Raw genomic sequence first — 373 nt, 5'->3', positions numbered from 1 at the left:
CCATACCTGCAATCTGACCTGTCATACGACGTTTGATCAGTGGAACTACCGCAAATACCGCACCTTCACCAGCCTGAACAAAGAACGAACAGCACATGGTTGCAATCACAGCAGCGGGGATCCACCAAGATGAATCAACCTGGCTCAATACAAAGTAGCCACATGCCAAACCACCAATCAAGAACATTAGAGCTTTACGACGACCAATGTGATCAGAGAACCAACCGCCAGTTGGACGTGCAACCAAGTTCATGAAGGCAAAGCCTGAAGCCAATAGGCCCGCTTTGACAGGATCAAGACTTTCAAAAGTTTCCAAGAAGAATAGAGGCAACATTGATACAACCGCTAGTTCTGAACCGAAGGTAACGAAGTA

General features: G+C 46.9%; 1 protein-coding gene. It reads right to left on the bottom strand.

Annotation, left to right across the window (positions count from 1 at the left end):
• On the bottom strand, nucleotides 1–373 hold a 373-nt coding region (locus tag A3756_RS06170), incomplete at both ends, for an MFS transporter (protein ID WP_156490316.1).

The sequence above is a fragment of the Oleiphilus sp. HI0086 genome (genome assembly GCF_001635225.1).
Note: the sequence above shows the minus strand (reverse complement) of the source record. Positions and strands in the feature narration are given on the sequence as shown.